This window comes from Apilactobacillus sp. (assembly GCF_025290035.1).
In the GTDB taxonomy this organism is placed as follows: Bacteria; Bacillota; Bacilli; order Lactobacillales; family Lactobacillaceae; genus Apilactobacillus.
Window position 1 is genome coordinate 108,926 of sequence record NZ_JAMBKT010000001.1, and the last position, 10,113, is coordinate 119,038.

Here is a 10,113-nt window from a genome sequence, read left to right on the forward strand (position 1 = left end):
CCTTTTTAATTATTTGTTATCAGCGTTAGACATAACGTAGTCTACGGCTTCATCAATAGTTTTAATATTTTCAGCATCTTCATCTGAAATATCAGTACCAAATGCACTTTCTAGAGACAATACAAATTCAACGAAATCAATTGAATCAGCATCTAAATCATTTTGAAAGTTTAAATCACCTTTGATGGTAGTTCTATCAATTCCAAATTGTTCAGCTACTAAATCAGCAATTTTATTAAATACTTCTTCTTTTGTCATAACTTATCTCCTTCAAATCGTAAATAATATAATTAATTATAACAGATATTTAGTTGTTTTTCGCGTTTTGTTTGATTTGTTGCATATCATCAGCATGCTTATCAAAATATTCAACAACATTATCGATTGTCTTTGAATCAATCATTGTCTTGATTTGGAAAATAGTGTTCTTAATGGTTACTGCTTCACTACTACCATGAGCCTTAACAACAGGTGCTTTAGTACCCATTAAAACAGCTCCACCGTATTGTGAGTAATCCATTTCCTTACCAATCTTCTTAAATGTTGGCTTAAGCATTAGAGCACCAACCTTTGATTTAAGACCACCTGACATGATTTCACCTTTAATCAAAGTAAGAAGTGATAATGCAGTACCTTCGATAGCTTTTAGAGCAGCGTTTCCAGTAAATCCATCGGTAACAACAACATCAGCAGCACCATTTAATAGTTCTCTTGATTCAACGTTACCAATAAAGTTTAAGTTCTTGTCATTAGCTAATAATTCGTTAGCTGCCTTATGTAAAGAATCACCCTTGTCAGCTTCAGTACCGTTATTTAATAATCCAATACGTGGGTTTTTGATGTTTCTAACGTTTTCTGCATAATACTTACCCATGAATGCATATTGGTAAAGGTTAAATAGTTTAGATTCAGCGTTTGCACCTACATCTAACATTACAAAGTTATCATGTTCTTCATCATTAATAATTGGTAAAGTAGTTGCCAAACCTGGACGGTCAATTCCTTTAATTCTACCAATAATAAATAAACCAGCAGCTAAAATTGCACCAGTGTTACCAGCTGAGAAAAAGGCGTCTGCTTCTTTATCCTTAACAGCTTGAGCAGCCATATCCAAACTAGAATTTTTCTTTTTCATTACTGCTTTAACAGGTTCTTCACCCATTTCAATAACTTCGTCAGATTGAATTAATTCAATTCTTTCGTTATTTTGGATTAAAGGTTTAACCTTATCGATTTGACCAAATAGCTTAAATTCAATATCAGGATATTGATCTCTAGCCATTTCTACCCCTTTAACTACTTCTAACGGTGCGTTGTCTCCACCCATAGCATCAATTGCAATTTTCATCTTATAAAACTCCTTCTTAGTCAAACATTTTATTATTATTTTTTTGTTGAACGTAACTATATAATTTACTATATTCTGATTCGTTTTGCCAATTATTAGTATTAACCACTAAAATGGCTTCTTGTTGAGCGATGCTCAACATCTTCAAATCAGCTACCGGATCACCAACTTTAAATTCAGGTAGTCCAGATTGCGCTTTTCCCATAATATCACCTGGGCCACGTAATTCCAAATCTTTTTGTGAAATCACAAAGCCATCATTACTTTGTACCATTACGTTCATCCTCTTAACTCCAGTTTCAGTTTTTGGATCAGATACTAACAAGCAATATGACTGACTACTTCCACGACCAACTCTTCCTCGAAGCTGATGAAGTTGTGCTAATCCAAAATGATCAGCGTTAAATACAATCATCATGGTTGCATTACTTACATCAACCCCAACTTCAATAACCGTGGTTGAAACTAATATTTGAAACTCGTTATTTTCAAAACTTCTCATGATAGTATTTTTTTCATCATCTTTCATTCTACCATGAAGTAAACCGACTTTGAAATCAGGCTCAAATAACTTCTGAAAGTTTTCATATATGTTGACAGCATTTTTCATATCAACAGCTTCAGATTCTTCTACTAAAGGCGTTACAACGTAAATTTGTTCACCGCTATTTAGTCGATCCTTAATAAACGGAATCGAATTTTTAAATTGACCTTCTTTAATCCAAGCCGTTTTAACCGGTTGTCGACCATTAGGCAATTCATCAATAATTGAAACATCCATTTCACCATATGATGTAATTGCCAACGTTCTAGGAATTGGTGTCGCTGTCATTGCTAAGACATTAGTCCCATCATTTTTTTCACGCAGAATTTTTCGTTGGTTAACACCAAAACGATGTTGCTCATCGATGATTGCAAGTCCTAAGTTATTATATACCACTGTATCTTGAATTAGTGCATGCGTACCAATAACCAGGTTAATTTCCCCAGAAGCAATTCTAGGTAATAGTTCCTTCTTCGCTGCGGGCTTAGTATCACCAGTTAACAAGGCTACATTTACCTTAGTGTTTTCAAATAACTTAGCTAACTTATTTGCATGTTGTTCTGCTAAGATTTCAGTTGGTGCCATTAATGCGGCTTGATAACCACCATCAATCGTCGCAAGAATAGATAATGCAGCAACGATTGTTTTTCCAGAACCAACATCCCCCTGCAATAATCTATTCATTTGCCGGCTGGATTTCAAATCTGCATATATTTCCTGAACAACTCTTAGTTGTGCTCCTGTGAGCTCAAACGGTAATTCTGCAATAAAATTTTCCATGTCAGCAGCAGAATAATTAATTTCAATTCCCTTATCTTTTTGTTCAGCCATCTTAAGAGATTGTAACTGCATCTGAAATAAAAAGAATTCATTAAATTTAGCTGTTCTTCTAGCAAGCATCGCATCCTGTGTATTTGTTGGGAAATGCATATCATGAATGACTTTAACTTGCTTTTCCAACTTATATTTATCAATAATTTTATTTGGAATAATATCATCAATTGCATCTTTATATTCATCAAAGGCTAATTTAACTAAATCGCTGATAGTCTTTTGACGAATATGCTTATTGGCAGGGTATATCGCATTCATTTCATTATTATCAACAGAAGACAATATTTTGATTCCAGCAAGTGATGCTTTGGCTTTATCAAATCGACCATGAATCAGTACTTCCTTGCCAACTGGTAGTTGTTTCTTTAACCAAGGTTGATTGAAGAAAGTAACCTTTATAACATCGTTATCCACCAATAGTCTTATATTTAAAATGTTTCTTTTACGACCAAAGTGGGCGATAACTGGATCAGCAGCAATTTTTCCTTTTAAAGTTACTTTTTCTTGATCAACAATTTGGGTCAAATCCTTAACTTGAAAATCATCATATCTAAATGGGTAATAAGTTAATAAATCATAAATACTCTTGATTCCAAGTTCTTCCAGTGCCTCAACCTTTTTTGGACCAACGCCTTTTAGAACTGAAACCGAATCATACAAATTTTTCAACATATCACCTCATCTCAAAATATTATTAAAATAAAAAAATCGGAACTATGTCCGATAAATTTATTCGACAGAAATTAAGTATGGATAAACTGGTTGACCACCTTCGTGGACTTCCACTTCTAATTCGTCATCAATAGCTTCTACTTTTTCAGACAAATCATTAGCTTCTTCTTCAGTGATTCCATCACCATAGATAATGGTTACTACTTCACTGTCTTCATCTATCATTTCTTTAATCATTTCGATAGCAGTTTCTGTTAAATCTTTTTTAACAATTTGAATCTTACCATCGATGATACCCATAAAGTCATCTTTATTAATTTTGACACCATCAATTTCTGTATCTCTAACAGCGTGTGTTACATCCCCACTAATTACAGTATCTAACATATCTTCCATTTCAGAAGCGTTATCTTGTAAACTAGCATCAGGATTGAAAGATAACATTGAAGTTAAACCTTGTTGAATCGTTTTAGCATGAACGATTTCTACAGGAATTTCAGCAACGTCAGCGGCCTGTTGAGCTGCCATAAAGATATTTCCATTATTAGGAATGATTAAAGCATTCTTAGCATTGCTGTTGTTGATTGCATCCAAGATATCTTGGGTGCTAGGGTTCATAGTTTGTCCACCCTTAATAACATCAGTAACACCTAAACTAGTGAATAACTCACCAATTCCATCCCCTGAAGCAACTGCAATGATTGCAATGTCTTTAGGTTCTTGCTTAGTGTCATCATTTTCAATGATTGTTTCTTGTTGAAGACGCATATTATCAATTTTAACGTTGGCTAAATCACCAAATTTTTGTCCCCATGAAATAACTTCACCTGGTTGTTCAGTATGAACGTGAACTTTTACGATTTCATCATCATTAACAACTAGTAATGAATCACCGATACCAGCTAAATGTTCATAAAACTTGTCATAATCAAAAGCATATTCAACTTCTTTACCACGACCAATTCTAACCATAACTTGAGTACAATAACCATATACAATGTCATCTGGATTCAACTTACCTTGAGCACTTTCATGACTTTGCTCATGACTTGCATCAATCATTTGATCCATTTCACCAGTATTTGGTTGATGGCTGGTTTCAATTTCTCGACCATTTAAAACATCCGCAAAGGCTTTAATTACAAATACCAAGCCTTGTCCACCAGAATCAACAACACCAACTTGTTTTAAAACTGGTAATAAATCTGGAGTTGATTGAAGTGCCTTTTCTGCAGCATCATATAATGAATCGAATAGTTTTGCTAAATCATTTACATCAGAAGCCTGTCCAGCTTCAGAGATCCCTCTAATTACTGTTAAAATAGTACCTTCAGTAGGTTTCATCACTGAACCATATGCAGTTTTTTCACTATTTTGAAAAGCTTCTACGATATCTTTACCACTTAGAAAATCTTTGTCCTCAACTGATTTAGAAAATCCTCTAAAAATCTGAGATAAAATAACCCCTGAGTTTCCTCGTGCACCCATTAACAATCCTTTAGCTAATGATTGCGCTAATTTACCTACAGATTCACTTGTATCTTTATTTACGTAATCCGCTCCACTTTGGAAAGACATGCTCATGTTAGTTCCTGTATCACCATCTGGGACAGGAAAAACATTTAAAGAATTAATAAACTCTGCATTACTATTAAGGGTTGTAGCAGCGGCTTGAACCATTTGATCAAATTTAGAACTATTTATATTTGAAATAGACACTAAAATGAACCTCCTTTTAATCTAAAACTCTTACTCCTTGAACAACTACATTCACGGAACTTGCGGTAATACCCAGCATTGTTTCTAAATTATACTTAACCTTTGATTGAACATTTTTACATACTTCAGAAATTTTTGTACCGTAGCTAACAATAATGTTAACTTCAATTGCTACATCGTTATCATGTTGAGTAACAACTACACCACGTGAATAATTATCTTTTTTTAGTATTTCATTGAAATTATCTCTAATTTGATTTTTGCTTGCCATTCCGACTACACCATAGTTATCTGTGGCAGCACCACCTACTACGGTTGAAATGACATTATTATCAATATCAATTAATCCATATTCTGTTTTCATTTTTACGGCCATAACAATAGCCTCCTTAAAAGATAGATTTCTTAATATATTCGTAATATAATATTACCACATGTTAAATAAAAGCTAAAGTATTGTTATAATTAATGTTTGAAGCTGTCAAGTATATTCACTTGAAAGAAAACCATTGCAAATTCGGCTTTAATATGCTAAATTATTAAGGTGAGATGTAATAAAAGCAACGCTTTTGATTAGAAATCATTAAAAAGGAGGAATTTCCAATGGCTAAAGATTTTATCAATGGTAAAAGAACTCATTTTGGTAACAAGCGTTCACACGCTTTGAATTCTTCACGTCGTAGCTGGAAGCCAAATCTACAAAAGGTTCGTATCCTTGTAGATGGAAAGCCTAAAAAAGTTTGGGTTAGTGCCCGTACTCTAAAATCAGGTAAAGTTACTCGTGCCTAATTATATTTAAGCTCAACTTACTTATAGTTGAGCTTTTTTTATACGAAAAAAGAGATGACCATGATATTGGTCATCTCTTTTTATTTTTCATCTTTACTTTGAATTACACATAATATTCCTTCATCAAACCAAAAGTTACATTCATCTGTAACGAATTGATTACTAGAATACGCAAAAGCTCTTGGAACAAAATGATTATCCAATGTATATTCTGCATCGTAAATGGATAGATTCATTTTATTCAACGGAATAAAAGCAAGATAATGTTTATTAGCTTCTTTAATTACCTTTCCATCACCGGGAGTGTAATAAGTGATGGTGTTTTGCTTATCGATAATTCTTAACTTAGGAACTATACTCTTATATTTAGGTTCTGTTGCCATTAAGAAGTTAGAGATAAAATGATCAATTCTACCACCTGTCGCACCATAAATATTAATGATATCGGCATTTAACTCTTGATCAGCAATCGTAAGAGCTAACTGGGTATCAGTGTAATCTTTATGTGGATCGAAGGTTCTAATATCGCTAACATGACTTGAAACAATCTTTTGTTCATCAGAACTCATAGAATCAAAATCACCAATCGCTATAACTGGATCTTTGCCTTTTTCGATTAGCCAAAGATTGCCACGATCAACTCCAATCCATTCACCATCGATATCCATATTATTCATTTCATCTGGCCATAAGTCAGTTGGTCCACCAAGTAATAAATTGATTTTTTTCATAACTATTTAGTAGCTTCTTTCATAGTTTGAATTCTTTCGGCTGGGTTATCTGCACCAAATACATAAGAACCAGCAACGGCAACTGTAGCACCTGCATTGGCAGCTGCCTTTACAGTTTCGTTGTTAACCCCACCATCAATTTCGATATCAAAGTCATAGCCTTCAGCTTTTTTAATATCATCTAATTGCTTAATCTTCTTAACAGTTTCATCTAAGAACTTTTGACCACCAAAACCAGGGTTAACAGTCATCACAAGAACTTGATCAACCATGTATAAAACAGGTTTGATTGCTTCAACAGGTGTACCTGGGTTGATAACAACTTCAGCCTTAACACCTTTGTTTTTGATCATTTGTAGGGCACGGTGAATATGTGGAGTGGCTTCAACATGAACACCAATAATATCTGCACCTTTGTCTGCAAATTCATCAACAAATCTTTCTGGATTTACAACCATTAAGTGAACATCTAAAACAAGATTTGAGATTTTTTTGATTTGTGAAACCCAGTTAGGTCCATAAGAAATTGCTGGTACAAATGAGCCATCCATTACATCAATATGTAATAGTTCTGCATCTGCTTCAACCTTAGCAATATCTCTTTCCAAATTTAAATAATCTGCGCTTAAAATTGATGGTGCTACTTTAATCATCTATAGTTCCTCATTTCTTTTTATTATAAATTGGTTTTTTATTTTTTAAAATGTCATACAACTGAACGTAATCATGATAACGTTCATGGGAAAGCTCGTCATTTTCCAACATAGATTTAATTGCACATCCCGGTTCATTAATATGAACACAACCACGGAATTTACATTTATTAGCATTTTCCCTAAATTCTGGGAAGTAATCTCGTAATTCTTCGGGTTTAATATCAAATGCTTCATATGATGAAAATCCAGGAGTATCTGCAACCAACCCATTATTTATTTCAATAAAACTTACTTTTCTGGTGGTGTGTTTCCCTCTATTTAGAGCGGCTGAGATTTCGCCGGTAGCTAGATTTAAATCTGGAGAAATTTTATTTAGAAGTGTAGACTTTCCTGCACCAGTTTGTCCCATAAATACTGTTTCTTTATGTGCAAACAAGTCTTTAATTTCTTCAACAGATTTATTATTATCGCCTTGATTACTAGGTAAAATAACTTTATATCCAGCATTTTCATAAACAGATTTTACTTCCTTAAAATAATCAAATTGTTGATCATCTAATAAATCAGTCTTAGTGAAATAGATAATTGGAGTAATCTTATTGATTTCTACAGCTACTAATTGACGGTCTAATAGATTGTATGAAAAGTCAGGTTGAACAGCTGACGTTACTACAACCGCTTGGTCAATGTTAGAAATTGGTGGTCTTACTAAAGAATTTTTTCGATCAAAAATCTTTAACAAATATCCTTCTTTCGGAGTAGTAGATTCAAATTCAACATTATCACCTACTAAAGGAGTAATCCCTTTCTTTCTAAAATTACCTCTAGCCCTTGTCCTATATATCTTTCCGTCACTAATAATATCATAAAATCCACTTAGGGATTGGAAAATTTTTCCTTCAGCCAATATATCACCTCGACAACATTTCTATTATTATTATACAATTCATTACTTCATTATCAACTGACCATCTCTATATACTTTATATTTAGCATGTTGATGCGCCTTTAAACTATAAGGAATTGTTATTTTTGTACTTTGTTTAATATAAAAGGTTCGATAGACCTTTTCATCTTCGCCATTTTGATTAGCAAAAATGGTTATTTTATTTTTACCGTTTCCATTATCCTTAAATGGTATCGTTAAGGTAACGTCAACGCTATGGCTTAAATTTTTACTATTTTGAATTCCTTTAGAAATCCAAATTTCAATGTTATCACCATACTTAGTTTCTAGTCCCGTCGTAGGATTTTGTTGATAAACTCGTCCTGCTTTTTGACTATTACTCTTTTCGTAGAAATACTTAGCGTTTAAATTGTTTTGTTTAACATATCTTTTAACTTCTGATTCAGTCATACCAATCAAGTTAGCCATTTTAAATGTCTTGGTATTAATTGATACAGTTAAACTAATAGTATCTTTTTGTGGGTTAGCCACAGTCCGTGGTTGAATGCTTTGTTGTAAAACAGTCCCAGACTTAAATTCAGTAGAATATCGATAAGATTGTTGAACATGAAAACCTAATTTAGCTAATCTACCAGCAGCTATATCAATTGACTCGCCAACATAATTATCAACCTTTACTTTTTTATATCCACTACTAACAGTTAGTGCGATACTTGAATGATTGATCATTTTGGTTCCAGTACCAGGATTGGTTGAAATAACATGATTCGCTTGCACTTTACTATCATAAACATATTTAATTTTGCTTACTAATAGATGTGAGTCTTTAAGCTCTTTTTTGGCTTGATTTAAAGTCAGATTTTCAACATTAGGAACCGATACCCTAGTAAAGAATGTGTAGTTAAAGAACAGAAAAATCCCAGATAAAAATATTAAAAGAACTATGATTAACGATAGTTGTTTTAACATCATATGATTGTTGTTACTGTTATCTTCTTGATAATCGTCATCTTTATATTTCTTTAAATCGTTTAAGTTCAACACTTTAGTTTCGCCATTATCGATTTCTCTTTTTGGTGAAATAAAGTGTAGCTTGGGTTCATCAATTCTATCCTTATTCATCGATGTTAGTAAATCATTTTTCATTTCTAAAACATTATTATATCGATCATCTAGTTTTTTAGCTGTCGCTTTAATAACAACATTTTCCAATGCCTGACTAACATTATGATTTTGTTCAATCACTGATGGAATATTTTCATCCGTATGCATCATTGCAATATTTAATGGTGATTCGCCATCAAACGGAACTTTTCCAGTTAGTAATTCATACAAAATAATTCCTAATGAATAAATATCAGATTGTTTGGTGGCTTTCTTTCCTAGTGCTTGTTCAGGAGAAATATAATGTATTGATCCAACTACAGCATTAGTTTGAGTAAACGGAATCTGATTTTCAATTAACGCAATTCCGAAATCAGTAACCTTAACCACTCCATTTTTATCAATTAACACATTTTGTGGTTTTAAATCGCGATGAATAATGCCATGTTGATGAGCTTCATTCACAGCATCAATTAGCTGACTCATAATGGAAATAACTTCATTAGTAGAAATAGGATTGTTTTCTTGAATGTATCGTTTTAAATCATATCCTTCGACATATTCTGTTACTAAATACTGAATATCGTCAGAACGATCCAAATCATATACTTGAACGATATGATCACTATTCAGTTTATTAATCGCTAATTTTTCAAACTTAAAGTGGCGTTTAGCCTTTTGACTTCCCTGGAAATCAAGTCTAATAATTTTGATAGTAACTAATCGATTTTCTTTCAGGTCTTTTGATAAATAAACATTTACCATCCCACCTTCACCAATTTTATCAATAATTTCGTAGCGATCACTTA

10 protein-coding genes are annotated in these 10,113 nt (G+C 32.9%); 1 reads left to right on the plus strand and 9 read right to left on the minus strand.

Annotated features, from left to right (window positions below):
* Positions 1-9 precede the first annotated feature (9 nt).
* The 5 genes from acpP to M3005_RS00565 are packed head-to-tail and all read right to left on the minus strand — an operon-like array spanning position 10 to position 5,493.
* On the minus strand, positions 10-258 hold the full coding sequence (gene acpP / locus M3005_RS00545) for an acyl carrier protein (protein WP_293792757.1): 249 nt from the start codon (positions 256-258) through the stop codon (positions 10-12).
* 49 nt (positions 259-307) lie between these two features.
* Positions 308-1,348, minus strand: a complete 1,041-nt coding sequence (gene plsX, locus M3005_RS00550) for a phosphate acyltransferase PlsX (protein ID WP_293792758.1) — start codon at positions 1,346-1,348, stop codon at positions 308-310.
* A gap of 16 nt (positions 1,349-1,364) precedes the next feature.
* Positions 1,365-3,398, minus strand: a complete 2,034-nt coding sequence (gene recG / locus M3005_RS00555) for an ATP-dependent DNA helicase RecG (protein ID WP_293792759.1) — start codon at positions 3,396-3,398, stop codon at positions 1,365-1,367.
* Positions 3,399-3,455: 57 nt separating this feature from the next.
* Positions 3,456-5,117, minus strand: a complete 1,662-nt coding sequence (locus M3005_RS00560) for a DAK2 domain-containing protein (protein WP_293792760.1) — start codon at positions 5,115-5,117, stop codon at positions 3,456-3,458.
* 16 nt (positions 5,118-5,133) lie between these two features.
* On the minus strand, positions 5,134-5,493 hold the full coding sequence (locus tag M3005_RS00565) for an Asp23/Gls24 family envelope stress response protein (protein WP_053950030.1): 360 nt from the start codon (positions 5,491-5,493) through the stop codon (positions 5,134-5,136).
* A gap of 227 nt (positions 5,494-5,720) precedes the next feature.
* On the opposite strand from M3005_RS00565, the gene rpmB reads away from it, so the two are divergent.
* On the plus strand, positions 5,721-5,906 hold the full coding sequence (gene rpmB / locus M3005_RS00570; RefSeq protein WP_053950031.1) for a 50S ribosomal protein L28: 186 nt from the start codon (positions 5,721-5,723) through the stop codon (positions 5,904-5,906).
* Positions 5,907-5,986: 80 nt separating this feature from the next.
* Here the strand turns inward: rpmB and M3005_RS00575 are convergent, their stop codons facing one another.
* The 4 genes from M3005_RS00575 to pknB form a co-directional block, all read right to left on the minus strand.
* The gene (locus M3005_RS00575; protein WP_293792762.1) at positions 5,987-6,637 is read right to left on the minus strand and encodes a thiamine diphosphokinase; all 651 of its coding nucleotides are present in this window, start codon (positions 6,635-6,637) and stop codon (positions 5,987-5,989) included.
* 2 nt (positions 6,638-6,639) lie between these two features.
* On the minus strand, positions 6,640-7,290 hold the full coding sequence (gene rpe, locus M3005_RS00580; protein ID WP_293792763.1) for a ribulose-phosphate 3-epimerase: 651 nt from the start codon (positions 7,288-7,290) through the stop codon (positions 6,640-6,642).
* 10 nt (positions 7,291-7,300) lie between these two features.
* Positions 7,301-8,200 (minus strand): ribosome small subunit-dependent GTPase A, encoded by a 900-nt coding sequence (gene rsgA / locus M3005_RS00585; RefSeq protein ID WP_293792765.1) that lies wholly within the window; start codon positions 8,198-8,200, stop codon positions 7,301-7,303.
* A 42-nt stretch (positions 8,201-8,242) separates the two neighbouring features.
* Positions 8,243-10,113, minus strand: a 1,871-nt coding sequence (pknB, locus tag M3005_RS00590; protein ID WP_293792767.1) for a Stk1 family PASTA domain-containing Ser/Thr kinase, incomplete at its 5' end; no start/stop codon positions are given.